This is a genomic window from Ruegeria sp. AU67 (assembly GCF_900312795.1).
GTDB lineage: Bacteria > Pseudomonadota > Alphaproteobacteria > Rhodobacterales > Rhodobacteraceae > Ruegeria > Ruegeria atlantica.
Map to the genome: position 1 here is coordinate 67,013 of NZ_OMPH01000011.1, position 17,491 is coordinate 84,503.

The 17,491-nt window shown below is 54.1% G+C and carries 19 protein-coding genes and 2 pseudogenes; 13 read left to right on the forward strand and 8 right to left on the reverse strand.

Annotation, left to right across the window (positions count from 1 at the left end; all coding sequences use genetic code 11):
• The 6 genes from DK510_RS03395 (at position 1) to DK510_RS03415 (ending at position 6,815) form a co-directional block, all read left to right on the forward strand.
• Positions 1-1,062: an extracellular solute-binding protein gene (locus DK510_RS03395; protein WP_109310916.1), complete on the forward strand. Its 1,062-nt coding sequence runs from the start codon at positions 1-3 to the stop codon at positions 1,060-1,062.
• A 60-nt stretch (positions 1,063-1,122) separates the two neighbouring features.
• Complete coding sequence (locus tag DK510_RS03400) at positions 1,123-3,183, forward strand: FAD-dependent oxidoreductase (RefSeq protein WP_109310917.1); 2,061 nt, start codon at positions 1,123-1,125, stop codon at positions 3,181-3,183.
• Positions 3,183-4,415: an aromatic ring-hydroxylating dioxygenase subunit alpha gene (locus tag DK510_RS03405; RefSeq protein ID WP_109310918.1), complete on the forward strand. Its 1,233-nt coding sequence runs from the start codon at positions 3,183-3,185 to the stop codon at positions 4,413-4,415. The genes DK510_RS03400 and DK510_RS03405 overlap by 1 nt, the downstream gene beginning before the upstream one ends.
• Positions 4,408-5,970, forward strand: a complete 1,563-nt coding sequence (locus tag DK510_RS03410; RefSeq protein WP_109310919.1) for a trimethylamine methyltransferase family protein — start codon at positions 4,408-4,410, stop codon at positions 5,968-5,970. Before DK510_RS03405 ends, DK510_RS03410 begins: the two co-directional genes overlap by 8 nt.
• On the forward strand, positions 5,963-6,139 hold the full coding sequence (locus DK510_RS23140) for a hypothetical protein (RefSeq protein WP_234998868.1): 177 nt from the start codon (positions 5,963-5,965) through the stop codon (positions 6,137-6,139). Before DK510_RS03410 ends, DK510_RS23140 begins: the two co-directional genes overlap by 8 nt.
• Before the next feature lie 145 nt (positions 6,140-6,284).
• A complete protein-coding gene (locus tag DK510_RS03415) occupies positions 6,285-6,815 on the forward strand; it encodes an aminotransferase class III-fold pyridoxal phosphate-dependent enzyme (protein ID WP_234998869.1) in 531 nt (176 codons plus the stop codon).
• Here the strand turns inward: DK510_RS03415 and DK510_RS23580 are convergent.
• The 4 genes and pseudogenes from DK510_RS23580 to DK510_RS03435 all read right to left on the reverse strand — a co-directional run.
• Positions 6,786-6,965 (reverse strand): annotated as a pseudogene (locus tag DK510_RS23580) (hypothetical protein); the annotation flags it as partial. The gene DK510_RS03415 and the pseudogene DK510_RS23580 overlap by 30 nt on opposite strands.
• A complete protein-coding gene (locus DK510_RS03425; protein WP_109310920.1) occupies positions 6,898-7,080 on the reverse strand; it encodes a hypothetical protein in 183 nt (60 codons plus the stop codon). The gene DK510_RS03425 and the pseudogene DK510_RS23580, both read right to left, overlap by 68 nt.
• Positions 7,081-7,092: 12 nt before the next feature.
• A complete protein-coding gene (locus tag DK510_RS03430; protein ID WP_255414851.1) occupies positions 7,093-7,959 on the reverse strand; it encodes a trimethylamine methyltransferase family protein in 867 nt (288 codons plus the stop codon).
• Positions 7,907-8,773, reverse strand: a complete 867-nt coding sequence (locus tag DK510_RS03435) for a LysR family transcriptional regulator (protein WP_109310921.1) — start codon at positions 8,771-8,773, stop codon at positions 7,907-7,909. The genes DK510_RS03430 and DK510_RS03435 overlap by 53 nt, the downstream gene beginning before the upstream one ends.
• Before the next feature lie 96 nt (positions 8,774-8,869).
• Between DK510_RS03435 and glyA the strand changes: the two genes are divergently transcribed.
• Positions 8,870-10,177 carry a serine hydroxymethyltransferase gene (gene glyA / locus DK510_RS03440; RefSeq protein WP_109310922.1) on the forward strand — a complete coding sequence of 436 codons (1,308 nt, stop codon included), beginning with the start codon at positions 8,870-8,872 and terminating at the stop codon, positions 10,175-10,177.
• Positions 10,178-10,351: 174 nt separating this feature from the next.
• Here the strand turns inward: glyA and DK510_RS03445 are convergent, their stop codons facing one another.
• The gene (locus DK510_RS03445) at positions 10,352-11,068 is read right to left on the reverse strand and encodes a glutathione S-transferase (protein ID WP_370246164.1); all 717 of its coding nucleotides are present in this window, start codon (positions 11,066-11,068) and stop codon (positions 10,352-10,354) included.
• A 594-nt stretch (positions 11,069-11,662) separates the two neighbouring features.
• Here DK510_RS03445 and DK510_RS23145 point away from each other — a divergent pair.
• Together DK510_RS23145 and DK510_RS23150 are read left to right on the forward strand one after the other, a co-directional pair.
• A complete protein-coding gene (locus tag DK510_RS23145) occupies positions 11,663-12,061 on the forward strand; it encodes a transposase (protein WP_255414858.1) in 399 nt (132 codons plus the stop codon).
• A pseudogene (locus DK510_RS23150) lies at positions 11,991-12,223 on the forward strand (transposase); the annotation flags it as partial. The gene DK510_RS23145 and the pseudogene DK510_RS23150, both read left to right, overlap by 71 nt.
• Positions 12,224-12,277: 54 nt before the next feature.
• Here DK510_RS23150 and DK510_RS03455 read toward each other — a convergent pair.
• The 3 genes from DK510_RS03455 to DK510_RS03465 all read right to left on the reverse strand — a co-directional run bounded on the left by DK510_RS03455 (position 12,278) and on the right by DK510_RS03465 (position 15,325).
• Positions 12,278-12,643, reverse strand: coding sequence for a hypothetical protein (locus DK510_RS03455; RefSeq protein ID WP_109310923.1), 366 nt, complete (start codon positions 12,641-12,643; stop codon positions 12,278-12,280).
• Between the two features lie 290 nt (positions 12,644-12,933).
• Complete coding sequence (locus tag DK510_RS03460; RefSeq protein WP_109310924.1) at positions 12,934-14,307, reverse strand: hypothetical protein; 1,374 nt, start codon at positions 14,305-14,307, stop codon at positions 12,934-12,936.
• 115 nt (positions 14,308-14,422) lie between these two features.
• Positions 14,423-15,325, reverse strand: a complete 903-nt coding sequence (locus DK510_RS03465; protein WP_109310925.1) for an AraC family transcriptional regulator — start codon at positions 15,323-15,325, stop codon at positions 14,423-14,425.
• 146 nt (positions 15,326-15,471) lie between these two features.
• On the opposite strand from DK510_RS03465, the gene DK510_RS03470 reads away from it, so the two are divergent.
• The 4 genes from DK510_RS03470 to DK510_RS23165 are packed head-to-tail and all read left to right on the forward strand — an operon-like array spanning position 15,472 to position 17,083.
• Complete coding sequence (locus DK510_RS03470) at positions 15,472-16,035, forward strand: SDR family NAD(P)-dependent oxidoreductase (RefSeq protein ID WP_234998871.1); 564 nt, start codon at positions 15,472-15,474, stop codon at positions 16,033-16,035.
• On the forward strand, positions 15,927-16,211 hold the full coding sequence (locus DK510_RS23155) for a hypothetical protein (protein WP_234998919.1): 285 nt from the start codon (positions 15,927-15,929) through the stop codon (positions 16,209-16,211). The genes DK510_RS03470 and DK510_RS23155 overlap by 109 nt, the downstream gene beginning before the upstream one ends.
• 27 nt (positions 16,212-16,238) lie before the next feature.
• Positions 16,239-16,748, forward strand: coding sequence for an SDR family oxidoreductase (locus tag DK510_RS23160; protein ID WP_234998872.1), 510 nt, complete (start codon positions 16,239-16,241; stop codon positions 16,746-16,748).
• Positions 16,748-17,083 carry a hypothetical protein gene (locus tag DK510_RS23165; RefSeq protein WP_234998874.1) on the forward strand — a complete coding sequence of 112 codons (336 nt, stop codon included), beginning with the start codon at positions 16,748-16,750 and terminating at the stop codon, positions 17,081-17,083. The genes DK510_RS23160 and DK510_RS23165 overlap by 1 nt, the downstream gene beginning before the upstream one ends.
• Positions 17,084-17,491: the final 408 nt, after the last annotated feature.

The window sequence follows — 17,491 nt, forward strand, 5'->3', positions numbered from 1 at the left end:
ATGAGACTTCAGGGAATTGCGGCCTTCGCATGTGCGACGGCGATAAGTACGGGAAGTGCCATAGCAGGTGGCGCCGATCTGACGGTTTTTGACTGGTCGGGATATGAAGATCCCGGGTTCTTTGCCAGCTACATGGAAAAATACGGGAATGAGGCACCAAGCTATTCCTATTTCGGAAGTCAGGAAGAAGCCTTTACGAAACTGAGTTCGGGTTTCACGGCGGATCTGGCGCATCCTTGTTCTGACGCGGTCCGGAAATGGGTCGCAGCCGACCTGATCCAGCCGCTGGATGAAAGCAAACTGACCAACTGGGCCGATGTTCTGCCCGAGATCAAGGAGGTCGACGCCATCGTCCTAGACGGCAAGCTTTACATGTTGCCGTTCGAGTGGGGGAACACGGGCCTTATCTATCGCACCGACAAAATCTCAGGCGACGATATCTCGCTGCAAATGCTGGCGGACCCGGCTTATGCAGGCAAGATCGCCGTCCCGGATGCCGCGTCATCTGCGTACGCCCTGGCTGCGCTGGCCACTGGAAACGCCGACGATTACACCAATCTGAGCGACGAGCAGTTCAAGGAAGCATCTGATTTCCTGCGCTCGATCCACCCGAACATGCGCTTTTACTGGTCCGATGCGGGTCAATTTGATCAGGCCATGACCAGCGGTGAGATCGAATTGGGTTGGGCCTGGAACCAGTCAGAACTGAACCTGATCTGGAACGAAGTGCCTGCCGCGATGATGCGTGATGTCGATAAGGGCATCGCGACTTGGGCGTGCGGCTACGTGCATCTGAAGTCTTCCACGACTCCGGTCGATCAGGTCTACGATCTGTTGAACGCGCTCACTGACCCTGCCAGCGGTCAGTACATCATCGACAACTGGGGCTACCCACATTCCAACGCAAAAGCGTTCGAAGTTGCCGATCAGGCCAACATCGAAGCCTATGGTTTTGCTGACCCAAAAAGCTTCTTCGAAGGCAGTTTGTTCTTTGATGCGGTAAATCCCGAGCTTGAGGCGAAAATGCTGGCAGAATTTGAACGGATCAAAGCCGGCTTCTAACACAACCACATTTCCGGGGCCTTACGGCTCCGGATCCCAGATACAGGAAAACGCGTGAACATGTCGAACGCGAACCCATATGCTCTGCTTTTCGAACCGGTTCAGATCGGACCAGTCACAGCCAGAAATCGCTTCTATCAGGTGCCGCATTGCACCGGGCTGGGGCATGTGCGACCGCGGGCGGATGCCGCCGTTCGTGGGATGAAGGCCGAAGGCGGGTGGGCGGTGGTTTCCAATCAGGAGACCGAAATCCACCCAACCTCAGACTTATCTCCTTATGCCGAGGGGCGGCTGTGGGACGGGCGCGATGTGCCCGCGTTGCGGCTGATGACGGATGCGGTACATGCGCATGGGGCGCTGGCAGCTATCCAGCTGGTGCACAATGGCAACCATGCGCAGAACCTGCTGACCCGGGCTCCGGTCCTTGCACCTTCTGAGATGTCCGTCGATACGACGCATCCCAAGCAGGCGCAGGCCATGGATAAAGCTGATATTCGCGAGTTCCGCCGCTGGCACCGCGAGGCCGCCCTGCGCGCAAAAGATGCCGGATTTGACATCATTTACGTCTATGCCGGACACAACATGACTTTGGCGCAACATTTCATGCTGCCGCATATGAACCAGCGTAGTGATGAATATGGCGGGTCGCTCGAAAATCGTGTGCGCCTGACACGCGAACTACTGGAAGACACCCACGAAGCTGTAGGTGACAGCTGCGCTGTGGCGCTCCGTTTTGCCATTGATGAGATGGTGGGCGCTGACGGCATGCAGGCTTCAGAAGAAGGCCGTGCCGTGGTCGAGCTTTTGGCCGATCTTCCTGACCTATGGGATGTGAACGTTGCCGACTGGTCCAATGACAGTGCCACAACCCGCTTTCAACCGGAGGATGGCTATCAGAACGCGTTTCTGTCGCACGTCAAACAGATCACACGGAAACCTGTGGTTGGTGTCGGTCGCCTGACGTCCCCCGATATGATGCTGTCGATGGTCAAAAAGGGAATTGTCGACCTTATCGGAGCGGCGCGACCTTCCATCGCGGACCCATTCATTCCCAAAAAGATTGAAGAGGGCCGCATTGACGAAATCCGCGAATGCATCGGCTGTAATATCTGCGTCTCATCTGACAATCTGGGCATCCCGATCCGCTGCACTCAAAACCCGACCATGGGTGAGGAATGGCGCCGCGGTTGGCACCCCGAGATCATTGCGCCGAAAAAGAGCAACGCGGATACTTTGGTTATTGGCGGTGGCCCCGCCGGTCTTGAATGCGCCACGCAATTGGCAAGGCGAGGATATCAGGTGACCTTGGCCGAAGCCTCAGCTGAATTTGGTGGACGTGTTGCAAAGGAAAGCAAACTTCCCGGCCTCGCGGCTTGGTCGCGCGTCGTCGACTATCGCCTGAATGACCTAAAGCAGCGCGGCAACGTCCAGTTGTTCACTGACAGCAGGCTTAATGGCGATCAGGTCACAGAACTTGGTGTCGAACACGTCTTTGTGGCCACCGGCAGCCATTGGCGCACTGATGGCATGGGGCGCAACACCCAACGCCACCAGCCCACGATTAAGTCCGATGCCAAAGTGCTGACGCCTGATGATATTATCAGTGGCATTCTACCTCCGGATGGGCCGGTAATGATCTATGATGATGACCACATCTATCTGGCAGGGGTAATCGCCGAAAAACTGGCGACTGCAGGATACCAGGTGGTCTTTGTCACGCCGGAGAGTTTAGTTTCAACTTACGCCGTCAGTACTTTGGAGCAGCCTCGCATTCAGGCCCGTCTGATCGAGCTTGGCATCGACATTCGCTGCAATCAGGTATTGACCGCTGCTGAAGGCGACATGGCGCGCATCGGGTGTGCCTTTACCGGTCGCGAAACGGATATTCCGTGTGCCTCGACAATTCTAGTTACCGAGCGCCATCGAGAGACAGCGCTTTATGACAGCTTGCGCGGGCTCAGGTTGAAGACCCTCGAGATTATTGGCGATGCCGCGTCTCCGGGGTTGATCGTGGACGCAGTCTTCGCGGGCCACCGCGCGGCACGCGATTTTGAACGCCCAAAGGCAGAAGCAGACAAGGATTGGTTTCGCCGCGAGATAATCGATTTGGAGGAGACGTGATGAACAGCCGACCGTTTGCGTTAGATGCTTTGATGGCCTCGCACCAGTACGGCCACGCGCTGCCGCGTGAATTCTATACCTCGCAAGACATCTATAACTATGACATTGCCCAGGTCTGGAACCGTAACTGGCTTTGGGCAGGGCATGTCGGCCAAATCCCAAACCCCGGAGACTATTTTCTGTTCGACTATGGCCCGGAGAGCATCATTATTGTTCGCGACCGCGAAGGCGAAGTTCGCGCTCATTTGAACGTCTGTCGTCATCGTGGATCTCGCGTCTGCACTGAACAGTCCGGCAACTCCCGTGTTCTTGTTTGCCCGTATCACGCCTGGACATATGAGCTTTCGGGAAAACTTCGTGCAGGCCATAACATGGGAGAACACTTTGACCCATCCAAATTCGGGCTCTTTCCCGTTCAGGTGAGTGTCTTCAAGGGCCTGATCTTTGTCTGTGCCGATGCAAATACACCATCGCTTGATCCTGTCCTCAGCCAACTTTCGCCATTCGTCGAACCCTATGGCTTGAACGATCTGAAAGTGGCGCATACGGCGTCATTTCCCGTTCCCGCAAATTGGAAACTAGCAGTTGAGAACTACCTTGAATGCTATCACTGCGGGCCAGCGCACAAAGAGTATTCTCGTTCTCATAGCCTGAAATCGCCGCAAGACATGGCTGGATTGGTGGAACCGCTTAAAGCAAGGGCTGAGGAAGTCGGCCTGACACCTGGTGAATTGGCGCTTGTTGGCGAGGCTGCGCCCACCCCATTCACCAGCGGGTACTATCGGCGCTACCCGCTTTACCAAGGTTACAAAACCGGCAGCAAATCGGGCGAGGCGCTTGCGCCATTGCTTGGAACGCTGAAAGGCTTCGACGGTGGCGCAACTGACTTTGATATTGGTCCATTGAATTGGTTCCTGATCTATTCGGATCACATGGTGGGTTACCGCTTTGTTCCACGTGGTCTGCAGGAAACCGACATTCAGGTGGTCTGGCTGGTTCGCGCTGACGCCGAAGAAGGCCAAGACTACAACAAAGAAGACCTGACTTGGCTTTGGCATGTCACATCTTTGGATGACGAACGCATCATTCGCCACAACCAGTCCGGCGTTAATTCTCAATACTTCCAACCGGGCCCCTTGGGTGAAATGGAAACCGCGATCCAGGATTTTTACGATTTCTATTTCGCCATGATCAGCCCGGAACCAGAACAAAGGATGGCCGGTCATGGCTGAGGTAAAATCACGCCGTCGCGGTGGCGGCGGGCGTGCCGCGCGCATAAAAGTGCAACAGGCAACCACGGGCAACGAGGCCGTGCGTGGAGGCTTAAGCGGCGGGCGCTATAAGCCGTTGACCCAATCAGATATGGAGAATATCCACCAAGCGGCCCTGACCGTTCTGGAAAACACCGGCGTCACCGACCATTTCCCGGAACTGCTTGATCTGCTGCTGCCCAAGGGTGCGGTGATGAATGACCTCAATCGGCTATGCTTCCCGCGCGCCCTGATGGACGACATCCTGGCTGGTGCTGCCAAGGAATTTTACGTCTATGCCCGCGGAGAGCGTGAAGGCAAAGACGACATGCATTGCTCGGCAGAAAGCGTTTACTTCGCCAACTCTGGCACCGCCGTCACCACCTTCGATTCCGAGACCAAAACTTATCGCCCTTCGGTCCTGCGCGACGTTTATGATTTCACCCGTCTGGTGGACTGTTTGGACAACATCCATATGCTGGGCGACACGGTTTTGGCCACCGACGTGACCGATGATTTCGCTCACGACATGAACACCATATATGCAATGCTCGCAGGCAGCCAAAAACCTGCCTGTCTGACCTTTCGCGACCGTAGCCACATCCCACATGCCATTCGCATGTTCGATATGGCGCAAGGTGGCGATGGGGCTTTCATGAAGAAGCCAAGCGTCATATTTGGCGGCTGCCCTATGGTTTCCCCCTTGCGGATCGGCAAGGAGAACATGGAAATCCTGATTGATACAGCCAAGTTGGGCCTGACGGTTGATCTGGCAGTGCCTCCTCAGGCCGGAGCCACAGCTCCCGCGACGCTTGCGGGAACACTGGTTCAAACCGTGGCCGAAACACTAGCCTGTGTTGCCATTGTAAACCTCATCAAACCGGGCTGTCCGGTCTGCTTCGCCGCCTGGCCTTTCATCACTGACCTGCGCAGCGGATCGTTCACCGGCGGCAGTGGCGAACAGGCACTGATCGGGGCGGCAGCCATTCAGATGGGCAACTTCTATGGCCTTCCCACATCCGTTGGCGCAGGTATGACTGATGCCAAAATACCCGACGCGCAATACGGGTTGGAAAAGGCGCTAACCTTCACGCTTGCCGCCCATGCTGGTGCCAATCGGCTGTGCGAGTTCGGCGGGATGATCGGCAGCCTGATGGGATGCAGTTTTGAAAGCATGGTCATCGATGACGAAGCAGGTGGTATGATCCTGCGGTCGTTGCGCGGGATAGAGGTCACAGATGAAACCATGGCGGTGGATGTGATCCACCAATGCGCCATCGACCCAGGTCATTTCCTCGGCAACCCACACACGCTGAACTATATGAACACCGAATTTGTCTACCCGCGGCTCATGGATCGTGAGCGTACAGATACATGGGAAAACGAAGGCAAAACTGATCTGTTGGACCGCGCCCGTGACAAGGCCAATTCCATTCTCGACAGCCATTTCCCCAACTACTTCGGCGCTTCAGACGCTCAGGTGCGTGAAGAGTTCCCAATTGTGATGAGTGCAGAAAGTATGGCCCGCCGTGGATAACTCTAACGCCAAGCACTGGGACAACGACCACTTCCTGCACCCGTGGGAAGGGATGGCAACCTTGGGCAAAAACGACCGAACATTTATTGAAGGTGCCAGCGGCATCCATGTGGTGAACGAAAAAGGCGAACGCTTGATCGACGGACCGGGAGGCATGTGGTGCACCTAGATCGGTTATGGGCGAGAGGAGATTGCAGAGGCCATGGCTGAGCAGGCTCGGAACCTTGCTTATTTCTCGCCCTTTAACAACTCCAACTCGACTACCGCGCGGTTCGCACGCGAAATCGCCAAACGTGCGCCGGGCGACTTGAACAATGTCTTTTTTACCACCGGCGGTTCTACTGCGGTTGATACGGCCATCCGGTTTGTCCATTTTCCGCAACAACCTCTTGGGACGCCCCGAGAAAAAGAAAACCATTTCACGGCAAAAAGCTTATCATGGAAGCACTTATCTGGCGGCCAGCATCAGTGGAAAAGAGCGCGACAGGCTTTGGCTAGACAAGGCGGATGACCTCGCACATTGCCTGCCAGACGAGAATCCGCTTTATCTTGCGCCAGGTCAAAGCGAAGAGGGCTTTCTGAAAGAGAAAGTTTCGGATCTGGAAAACGCCATTGTGACGCTGGGTCCAGAAAATGTTGCCGCGTTTATCACCGAATCGGTTCTTGCCTCTGGTGGCGTGATCGTGCCGCCAAAAAAGTATCACGAAAGTTGCCCAAACATCTGCAGGAAGTATGATGTTCCATACATTTCCGACGAAGTAGTGACGGCTTGCCCAGGCCTCCAAAAGCGCCATCGTGTCACCGGAACCATGAACGATCATCCACTCGTCTTCGCCATTGTTTGACACGATGGTATCATCCGCGATGTCGCCCGCTTCGGTCAGAATACACAGACAAGCCGCCTTGCCAGGCGTGATAGGCAACAGATCACGTGTAGTCAGGTGAATCCAGCACAGCCTGTGCATCGGCGCCGCGCACTGCCTCATGTTCATCATTCGGGTTGGAATCGTAGCTCCAGGCCGTACACATTCCGTTCCAATCTTCTAGGCCGGATCCAAGCGCCGTGTAGCGGGAAGGGAGCGCAGATGTGAGGCTGAGTTCTTCGGTCATCTATGTTCCTTCCTAGTACCATTCGTCGGGCATTGCGGCCTTGCGCTCAGAGACAAACGCCTCAAGCGCGGTTTGGGTGCGGGTGTTCATTTCGGGTTGTTGGTAGTCTGCCAGCATCTGCTGCCAGCAAACTGAAGCCCGTTGCTCTGATGTTTGGAAACCGGATTCGACCCAAGCCGCATAAGGCCCGGCGTCGGATATTTGTGGTTCGAAATTGGCCGAGGTGTAATGGCGCAGGGTGTGACTGGTAGACAGGAAGTTTTTACCCGGTTCGGTTTCCAGATAGGCGTCGCGGCCAAAGGCCTCGTCGTCGGTCTCGAACCCCTGCAACAGTTTAAGCATTGCACCGCAATGATCGAGGTCCATGACAAATTTCTCACACGACATCACCAGCCCACCTTCGAGCCATCCCGCCGCATGCCAGACCTGATGCCCGCCAGACAAAAGCGTCGCCCATATCGCGCCGGCACTGTCCTGCATGGCCTGCCCATCGGGCGAATTAGAGGCGGTAATCTGCCCTCCGCCAGAGCGCACGGGAACACCTAACCTGCGCCCTAGTTGGCTGAGCGCCATGGTCGTCATATTCGCTTCGGGGGACCCGAAAGTCAGCGCACCGCTGCGCAGGTTCATCGTGGAATGAAAGCTGCCGAAGACGACTGGGCAGCCGGGGCGAACCAGTTGAGTTAGTGCGATGCCGACCATCGCCTCTGCCAATGTCTGTGCCGCTACCGCCGCTGGGGAAAGTGGTCCCATCGCACCGGCAAAGATTGCGGGGGACACGCAGACGCATTGATTGGCCCTAGCATAAGGTCTGGAATGGGCCAATCTAGGACAGTAGCGACAAAACCTGTTGGGTTTCGGTTCTCTGTCTGGAGGCATCAGGGATTTGGTAAAAAAGAAAACGGCCACTGAGGCATGAATGTTCGCTTGCCGGTCTAAGCGAATTATTGGCCAAAGCATCTTCGATTAAGCAGAGATGTCCCATCAAAACACCTGCGCCTGCCTTCGCCTCTTCTACGGCCAAACTATAGAGCGAAAACTGCGGGCCGTTTCGTGATTCTTTCAGAGTAACGCCAGTTGCCTCTGACCAAATGGTCCAGTCATCGGCCCATGTCTGATCGTGAAGAAGGACCATTGTATCAAGCGCATCCCTGCGCTCCAAAAGTTCTGGTGCGCAAACGGGAACGATTTCATCGGCACAAATGGGGATTTGCGTGTCAGTTCCGTCAGGATCTCCGATGAAAATCGCCAAGTCGAACAGTTCCCGTGACAGGCTAGGCGGATGCTCCACTGCCGTGACCGAAAAGTTGACTTCGGGAAAATGCACCCTGACCCGGCTCAACCTTTTCGGCAACCAAAGCTGCGCGACAGATGGCAGGGCCGCAATATGAAAATCTGCTTTGGGCTTGAGGTTGCGCAGCGCGCGCGTGGCATCCGCCAGCCCGTCGAAGGCGGAGGTGAAGCTTGCTTCCAAAGACGCGCCTGCCTTGGTCAACGCGATGCCCTGCGCATTGCGGCGAAACAGCGGGGTGCCCGCCCAGCTTTCAAGTGTTTTGATATGCTGCGATATCGCGCCGGGCGTGACGTTCAACTCCTCTGCCGCGGCGACAAAGCTGACATGTCGCGCCGCGGCCTCAAAGGCGCGCATGGCATTTAACGGAGGCCCTTTGGGACGCTTGGGTGCAACACTCACTTCCTTAGCCTTAGTTTTTCTACGTCAAGAAATAGCAAATCTAATTTGCGCTGTCACGGTTCCACCGTCAAAACATTCTGAAAAGGAGGACGGCCAATGACACTTGCAGAACGACACTGGGTGCCAAGCACAAGCGAAACACTGGTTCAGGACATCGCTCGGAAAACATCAACTGCCACATCTGACGGTCTTCTGGCGCGGATCGAAGCACTGGCCGAACAGAACCGCATGATCCACGAGGAAGAGTGCTTCAACCTCAACCCCGCAACCAACGTGATGAACCCCAAGGCCGAGGCGCTTTTGTCCTCAGGTATCGGATCACGCCCGTCTTTGGGCTATCCCGGCGACAAATACGAAATGGGGCTGGAGGCGATTGAGGAAATCGAAGTGATCGCCGCCCAGCTCTGCGCGGATGTCTTCGACGCCAAATATGCAGAGGTGCGTGTGCCTTCTGGCGCGATTGCCAACCACTATGGCTTCATGGCGACCTGTAAACCAGGGGACACGATCATCGCTCCCCCCGCTTCGATCGGAGGCCATGTCACGCATCATGTTGCTGGCTGTGCGGGGCTCTATGGGCTACGCACTATCGAAGCTCCGGTCAACGCTGATGGCTATACCGTCGATCTAGAGCAGTTGCGTGCTTTTGCCTTGGCCGAGACGCCTAAGCTGATCACAATTGGTGGCAGTCTGAACCTGTTTGAACATCCTGTGGCTGAGGTGCGTGCGATCGCGGATGAGGTTGGCGCCAAGGTCATGTTCGACGCCGCGCATCAATGCGGTATTATCGCGGGGCGCGCGTGGTCAAACCCTCTGACCGAGGGCGCGCATTTCATGACAATGAGCACCTACAAGAGCCTTGGCGGACCCGCGGGCGGGCTGATCGTGTCCAATGATCCCGCAATCGCACAAGCCTTGGATGCGATTGCCTTTCCCGGCATGACCGCCAATTTCGACGCAGCAAAAACTGCAGCATTGGCCGTCACGATGCTGGATTGGAAAGACTTTGGTGCGGCCTATGCGAAAGAGATGATCGCCATGTCGCAAGCCTTGGCTGTCGCGCTGGATGCGCAAGATGTGCCTGTTTTTTCGGGTGCCCAAGGGCTCACCAATTCTCACCAATTTGCAGTCCTGGCAGAGCCCTTTGGCGGCGGGCAAGCTGCCTCGAGGATTCTGCGCCAAAACGGGTTTCTTGCTTGTGGAATCGGCTTGCCGTTGGCGCCGGTTGAGGGGGATATGAATGGTCTACGGATCGGCACACCAGAGCTTGTCCGCTGGGGTTTGACGTCGGCGGATGCCGAGCATCTGGCCGCTTTGATCAAACGCGGGTTGAGAAACGAGCAGGTGGGCGTTGACGTTGCGTCCTGGAGGCGCGAGCTTCGAAAGCTCTGCTTTGTCCATTAACAGCATCCGGGCACCTTAGCCGTCGCAGCAAGCAGTAGAAATGTCACAAGTACATAGAGTCGGAGTATGTCCAGAATTCGCACTCGCGGCGAATGGCAATTAAGCGGGTTGAAACCGCAGTGATGAAATGACGTGGTCAATGTCCGGGTTGGGCTGTGATACGACGTTTTGGGCTCAACCGTTGAACAAAATCGGAGCATCGCCTTCTGACCAAGTTGCGTATTTATTCATCACGAGCAAAAATACTTCACTGTCCAGGAAATGATCCAGCCACGCCGTTAAATTCGGCCAATCCTGTGCACCAAACCACGCCCGGTCTATATACGCAAACTGGCGAACAAATGGTAGAATCGCCAGATCGGCAACGGTGGGGTGATCTCCGAAAAGCCAGGCCTGCCCGACTAACCGCTCGTCGAGGCTGAGTAAGTAGCCTGCTGCTTTCCTGCGTTCCTGTTTGGCGTCTAAATCCGGATACCGCGTGGTGTATTTTGCGTGATCTAAAGCCGCCTTGAATGGACCATCATTTACCGTAATCAGGCCCCAACCTTCTTGAGGCATGTTCAAAAGCCGTTGAGGATCATTTTGTTGGAGCGCCCAAACCATGATTTCCAAGCTTTCATCAATAACTTTGTCTGGAAGTCGAAGCGTGGGCACTGTTCCGGATTGGGATGTTTGTAAGAAGGCCTCTGGTTTATTCCGTAAGAGAATTTCGCGCAGCTCGACTGTAACTCGAGAACTCGCCAATGCGAGGCGGGCCCTTATCGCGTACGGGCAGCGACGGAACGTCCACAAGATTGGTTGGTGAGCCATATGAGGATCTATCTCCAATCTACCAGCTGGGTCAAACCTCACATCGTTTCCCAATTGGCACTCTTGCTTAAACGCAATCATATTGTGATATAGAGTCACGTGACACTAAATGTTATGATCTTTTGATTTTTCTCGATTTGAAAAAATTCAACGCAGCTAACCGCTGACGATGTCCTACCAATGGTGTGTTGAGACCCGTGCGGCCCACGTTGATCATTTGACAGGGCAGGGGGTCGACGCGTCATAGCGCACTCACCCCGACCCGACATTAAACTATGCGATAGCAGACGGCCTTGCGGTCTGAGGTGTTTGTATTCGCCGAGCGTCAGGGGGCCAAAAATCTCTCGTATCTGATCCGGTCCATGGGTAAGGCTCGAAGAAAAAGCCGTACCCTTGGTCCGGTTCAAGCCTATCTTACTCATGTGCCTCAAGCAGAAATCGCGAAAATCTCGGTTCTTCCCACACGGCTCGCGTGGGTCCGTCCAAAATTTTCCAAATTTCAGCCTGACCCCCAGCCCTCGGAGCTGAGAGGCCGGGATGCCGGATACCGCATCGTCGAAAGACGACGTCATCATGAATGCAAAAGTCGCAGAAACCACAATGTAACAAACGCAGATTACCTATCGGCGCGACATGCGTAAGTTCAATCACTGATGTGACCCACATTTTGAAAGCATCCGACAAATCGACAGAAAGTGGCGAAACAACAGGAACAAAAACGAACACGCTGCGCTTAAGCGTCTCCTGGGCTTCCGGCAAAGCTTCCGATCTTTGCGATCGGCAAAGGCGACCTTGAGCAGGATTGAGACCATCCGAACCATCAAACACGGCCAGCTCTATTACAAGCAACGAGGTGTCAGAGGTGAGATCGAGTTCATCGACAGGCTTTCAAAGCCGTCGCGTGAACCCAAGTATCACCCGCTCTCAATGCAGACTAAAAAGCTAACGCAAAAGCTCCCCTCGGCCATACCGGGTGCGAACGAGGCCGTGGGTGCAATAAAGGGCTTGCATCGAACAAAGAACACCTTGGGAAAACGGGTACTGCAAAAGCTTCAATACCCGGTTCGGGGATGAGTTTTAGAATGGTGAGAATTTCTACAGCCTAAGCGAAGTCCAATTCCTGATCGAATAATGGAGGAACCCTACAACACCAAACGACCGCGCAGTGCTCTGGGCTACCGCCCTCCGGTTCCGGAAACCATCGTCCAGATAGACCAGAGGTCAATCATTCACTAGTTGTCAAAATGGGCCACTCAAGGGTGGGTAATCAATATCCTTTGTATCGATCTATCAAAGCTCGGGCTGCGCTGACGCCTCATCGTAGACTGGTGTTTGCTGATGTGACACGAGCTTCCAAACATCTGCATCGTTCAAATAGGTCGACGCACATAGTGCGTGGTAAATCGGAGCGTCAGGACGCTCGGCTGAAACCCGATATGCCAGAACAGCTATCTCACCTTTGAGATTGAAATGTCGGTCGCTCATTCGAACCGTCCGCCATCCTGCCGTTCCTTGTGCACCAGTCGTGCCGCGTTGTATTTTCGCCGGGTACGGGAAGATCATCATTGCATCTTCAGACATTTCTGAATGTGCGGAATCGAAACCGTTTAACCATAGCCGCTCTTCTGTTGCCCAAAGTTGATCTTCAGTGGTCATTTCCCTCTCCTTTATTGCGTTTGCCTCAATGGAATATGGCGCTTTTTGAATTCAGCTTTTGAATCGACCCCATGAATTTGGAAACAAGAACAATTTCTTTCATAGGTTAGGCGTTCTGGACCTAGCCGTCACCTCAAATGGTGTTCTGGGCGCTATCGGGTCAAATTTCCAGGGTCTGCGAACCATTAACGCCACTTCAGTTGATCTAAGCGAGGAGGCGAAGTCGGCTTCGTTCGGACATAACCGAGTGTTGAAAGCGTTCGGTTTTCCATTCCTTGGTGCAATCCTATTCAACCAGCAGGAACCCCAAAAATAAAAACCGCTCCGGAAACAACACTTAGCGCCAAAAAGGCAGCGGCTTTTTTCTCGTCACCCTTACGCTTACGTGCAGCTTCAAATGCGACCAGGCATTGAAGGGCATAAAACAAGGCAAAGGCACGGCTTGCCAAGGCAATCACCTGGTCAACATCAGTCGACCACAGAATGCCGATTCCAACCAGCGCAATTAAACCATAGGCGTGGTTGGGGTTTACGCGATCATGAGTGATCTCGCCGATCAGGCCGGCATCCCCAATACTGTCTGCAACAGATGCGCTAAATTGGCTGGCTGTCGCAGCAATTGTCAAAGAAATCGGCAGTATGCCCGCGACCAAAGCCGAGACAGATATAACAGCAGCAACTCCCTCTCCCTGAGACAGATCTATCAGCAGCGGCGAAAGGAGTATGAAGAAGAAAATGTAAATAATCCCGGAGAGCAATTGCGCATTCCACATCGCCTTAATTCTGGTCTGCGCATCAAATTCCTCGCCCATGAACCTTGTCGTTTCAAATCCCTGCACAACAATCAGCAACCCGAGAAGAACAGGAAGTGACTTAAGCTCGAATTTGCCAGCAGCTGACAGAAAGTCGCCCGGCCCGACGATCTTCCCGAATGCAAAAACCGCAAGAGCCGCAAGAAAACCAGCTATCACTGATAGATTTAAAGCTGTCGCATAGCGTTCAACGCGGGCAACTTTTTGCGCTCCACCGCTCCAACCTAATAGCCCAATCACTATCAAAAGACTTATCGCGATGGGTTTTGCTAACTCTGGCCGGTCGATATTTGCGCCCTGTAGGACAAAGTGCCCGAGAAGGGCAAGGTAATAGGAAACGGAAATGAAGTAGGCAAATGCGAGAACAATATGACTGAGTTGCTCAATCGAATGCAGAACATGATCCTTGTCAGCTGCCAATTGTGGTTCGACAACTCTGATGTTGTAGCGAATTGTCCATCCAATCAGCATTGCCACAAGAATTAACAGCGCCATCGCAAGCGCAGCAAAGCCCCCGAACTCCCGGGCAAGCAGAGGGGCGGAAACCAGAAAACCACTCCCGATGATTGAGGCGAGTGGGGTAACAGTGGCGCGCCAAATCGCGGTTCGTGAAAACGGCGCGAACAGCAATCCCACAAGAACGACTGCTCCAATGGCCACAAAGGCTATTGTCGGTATCAAATCAACAGACCTTTCCGCTTCAGGCGTGTTCTTCGCCTCTTGAGAAATTCTATCCGAGTTAATTTCTTCTAGCTGTGTTTCGGCCTTTTCCCTATGATTAATCCAAGCACTGATTTTTTTGTCTGTTGTTGAGGAAATATCCTGAAAGGCTCCATTGCGCGTTGCGGCCATCCATAGAGATGCCACTCTCAGACGTGCGGTGAGTGACCAATTTGACGAAGCGGCACCACAGTACTAGCGATGACCATGAAGGTCGGCTTTGGGACGGATCTGTAACATGTTGCTATTACTTTACAGGAGCTTTGTTGCGATCTTGACGCGGCGACTTGCCAAATTTGCGAGAGTATTCCCGGGAAAACTGTGCCGAACTTTCATACCCAACCCGCAATGCGATCACTGATACTTTCGTCTTTGTAGTCCGAAGCGCATCCCGCGCCCGAAGCAAACGCAAGTCTTTCTGGTATTGTAAAGGCGACGTCCCGGTTATTGCTTTGAACTGTTCAAAAAAAACGGAGTTACTCATACCGATACGCTGTGCCAGATCGCCGACTACAATTGTCTCCGACAGGTTGCTTTGAATATCACGGGTCGCCTCTTGAATACGACTGGCTGCGCTGTCGTGCCAAAGAAGCCTTAGGAGGACCTCAGCGTGACGTCCGATTAACAGTCGGGCATGGATCTCGCGGGCCGTGATCGGGGCCAACAAATGACGCGTGTTCTTTGCTTTGCACTGCACAAAGTATCGCAACAGTGCATCTTCCAGGCCTTCATCCATGTCGCGTCGGAAAATGGAAAACGGGTCTGACGCAGCTCTATCAAAGGTTGGAATTACGGCGGGTGCCAAAGACCGCAGCTGATCAAGGTCTAGCGGGAAGACCAGCGCGATATAAGGCCGATCAGGCGATGCTTCCGTAATCCGGGAAACAACCGGCAAGGCATGGCTCACGATCAGGGATTGACCGGCACACACTTTGAGTAGTTTAGCGCTGGTTCCAACTTCCTTCGCGCCTTGCAGGATCAGGCAAAAAAGCGGGCGATAGACTGTTGCATCCAGATTGGTTGTCACCTCATGCCGCAACAAGTGTGTGTTGGAGTGCTCGTCGTGCATTGAGCCCCGCTTCACACCAGCGGCGTCCAGGATTGAGGCCACATGTGACAATAACGTCTCGCTGATCGTTGCCTTTGCCATGTGGCGACGGATACCACAGTTGGATATTCAGGTATATCAAAAAACTAAAGTTTGTGGAGGATTGTGCAAGAAAAATAGATAATTCTAAAAGATTAACACGTTCTTTTAAAGTATTGTGCTTCGATCAAGTCGAAGAGGGCTATGACATGATTACAATTCTGATCACTGGTGCCTCGTCTGGCATCGGGGCGGCAACCGCCAGACAATTTCAGGCAAACAGTTGGAATGTGGTCGCCACAATGCGCGATCCTTCTGGCAGCGTCGAACTTGGCAAGCTCGACAATGTTCACCTGACGCGGCTCGACGTAACAGATGCGGGGTCAATTGCTTCATCTGTTGCAGAAAGCATTGACCGATTTGGTAAGATCGATGTCCTTCTCAACAACGCGGGCTACGGTGCCTACGGCCCGCTTGAGGCATTCCCGATGGACCGCATCCGGCGACAGTTCGACACCAATGTAATCGGCCTTTTGGAAGTCACAAAAACCGTTTTGCCTCATATGCGCGCAAACCGCACGGGCACTATTGTCAATATCTCATCCATCGGGGGGGGTAGATCGCGTTCCCGCTCGGCATCTGTGTTCGTATTGTCGAACCGGGCGTGGTCAATACAAACTTCGGAGGCAGTTCGTTTGATTTTGCTATCGACGACAGCCTTAAGGACTATACGCCGACGGCCGAAGCCATGGGTCGCCGGTTTGGTGAACTGACCTCAAACCCATCCGCACCCGAAGCCGTGGCCGAAGTAATTTGGAAGGCAGTCAACGAAACGGGAAATCGCCTGCGTTTCCGAGCTGGTCCGGATGCTGAAACGCTTCTTGATAGACGAAAGGCCCAGGACGATGCGATGTTCATAAACGGCATTAAGGGCTTTATGGGACCGTAACCACGCCCAGCACTGCAGGAGTTTCAGATGATGTATAGAAGAGCGATTGAACAAAGTGGTTTGGCCGTTGTTACCGGCGCCGCAAGCGGTGTTGGAAAGGCAGCAGCTCAGAAGTTCATGGAAGACGGGCTGGGCGTTGTGCTAGTTGATCTACCCGGCGAGGCGCTGGAAAACGCTGCTGCGGACCTGAATGCGATATCAGGGGTGTCTGTTAGCGTGGCGGCAATACCAACCGATGTCAGTGACGCAACCGCCATGCGCGATACGGCAGATCAGGTCTTTGGGCTTGGTGAGGTTGCAGTCCTGATGAACAATGCCGGGATCGCAATTCCATCCGGCAGTTGGGAGAATTCGGAGAACTGGCGCAAACTGCTGGAGGTGAACCTTTTCGGAGTCATGAACGGCACCCATGCCTTCCTGCCGCGGATGACAGCGGCAAACCGCCCTGCTGTCGTCATCACACCGGTTCAAAGCAGGGGATCACCACACCACCCGGTAACCCTGCATACAATGTCAGCAAAGCTGCGGTTAAGGTGATGACAGAGATGCTGGCCCATGACTTGCGTGAAGCAGGTGCATCCATCTCCGCCCACCTCTTCGTGCAGGGATTTACCTATACCGGTATGATACAACGGTTCATGCCCGAGAAGCCTGATAGCGCCTGGACCAGCGAACAGGCGGTCGAATACCTTGTGCGGCGTATGTCGGTAGGAGATTTTTACATCCTTTGTCCGGATAACGATGTCTCTGCGGAGCGCGACGTCAAACGCGTAGAATGGGCGTTGGGAGACATCACAAATAATCGCCCGGCCCTGTCCCGCTGGCACCCTGAATTTTTGGATGCATTTGCCCAGCACGAAGCCTCTGGCTAAGTGTCCCAAACGGCGGTGCTAATGAGAAAAGCTCGTGATTCTTGGAATCTCTGCGTTGGAGTTCAGATTCCATGAAGGTAGCAGTCCCAGCAAACTGCCAGTTTGCCGGGTATCCAATTTTGCGATTGCAGCGAAAGCCCGGCCTGAAGGCCCGCACCGTAGAGTCGGAGATGGTCGTTGGATGCTGCCATTGGGCCTATTACGTGGGCCATTGACCCTGGATTCTGCTCTCGTTTCTGCTGCAAAGCAAAGTAGTTTCAAGCCTTGAATTGGGCGGTTTGAGCAGGATAGGAAGCTGATTGGCACATCCCCCTCTATCTCTGCGCATGTGGTAGGAAATGACGAAAGCAACTCGCGCCGGACCAAATGCCTCAATTTTAGCTGCGTGACGGAGATATATGGCGACGG

Bases quoted from the DNA above. Each gene is read 5' to 3' on its own strand.
- DK510_RS03460 (WP_109310924.1), bottom strand. From the start codon at position 14,307: ATGGCCGCAACGCGCAATGGAGCCTTTCAGGATATTTCCTCAACAACA.
- DK510_RS03445 (WP_370246164.1), bottom strand. From the start codon at position 11,068: ATGATTGCGTTTAAGCAAGAGTGCCAATTGGGAAACGATGTGAGGTTT.
- DK510_RS03400 (WP_109310917.1), top strand. From the start codon at position 1,123: ATGTCGAACGCGAACCCATATGCTCTGCTTTTCGAACCGGTTCAGATC.
- DK510_RS03415 (WP_234998869.1), top strand. From the start codon at position 6,285: ATGTCTTTTTTACCACCGGCGGTTCTACTGCGGTTGATACGGCCATCC.
- DK510_RS23160 (WP_234998872.1), top strand. From the start codon at position 16,239: ATGATGTATAGAAGAGCGATTGAACAAAGTGGTTTGGCCGTTGTTACC.
- DK510_RS03425 (WP_109310920.1), bottom strand. From the start codon at position 7,080: ATGACCGAAGAACTCAGCCTCACATCTGCGCTCCCTTCCCGCTACACG.
- DK510_RS03470 (WP_234998871.1), top strand. From the start codon at position 15,472: ATGATTACAATTCTGATCACTGGTGCCTCGTCTGGCATCGGGGCGGCA.
- glyA (WP_109310922.1), top strand. From the start codon at position 8,870: ATGACACTTGCAGAACGACACTGGGTGCCAAGCACAAGCGAAACACTG.
- DK510_RS03395 (WP_109310916.1), top strand. From the start codon at position 1: ATGAGACTTCAGGGAATTGCGGCCTTCGCATGTGCGACGGCGATAAGT.
- DK510_RS03405 (WP_109310918.1), top strand. From the start codon at position 3,183: ATGAACAGCCGACCGTTTGCGTTAGATGCTTTGATGGCCTCGCACCAG.
- DK510_RS03430 (WP_255414851.1), bottom strand. From the start codon at position 7,959: ATGCCTCCAGACAGAGAACCGAAACCCAACAGGTTTTGTCGCTACTGT.
- DK510_RS03465 (WP_109310925.1), bottom strand. From the start codon at position 15,325: ATGGCAAAGGCAACGATCAGCGAGACGTTATTGTCACATGTGGCCTCA.
- DK510_RS23165 (WP_234998874.1), top strand. From the start codon at position 16,748: ATGACAGAGATGCTGGCCCATGACTTGCGTGAAGCAGGTGCATCCATC.
- DK510_RS03410 (WP_109310919.1), top strand. From the start codon at position 4,408: ATGGCTGAGGTAAAATCACGCCGTCGCGGTGGCGGCGGGCGTGCCGCG.
- DK510_RS03455 (WP_109310923.1), bottom strand. From the start codon at position 12,643: ATGACCACTGAAGATCAACTTTGGGCAACAGAAGAGCGGCTATGGTTA.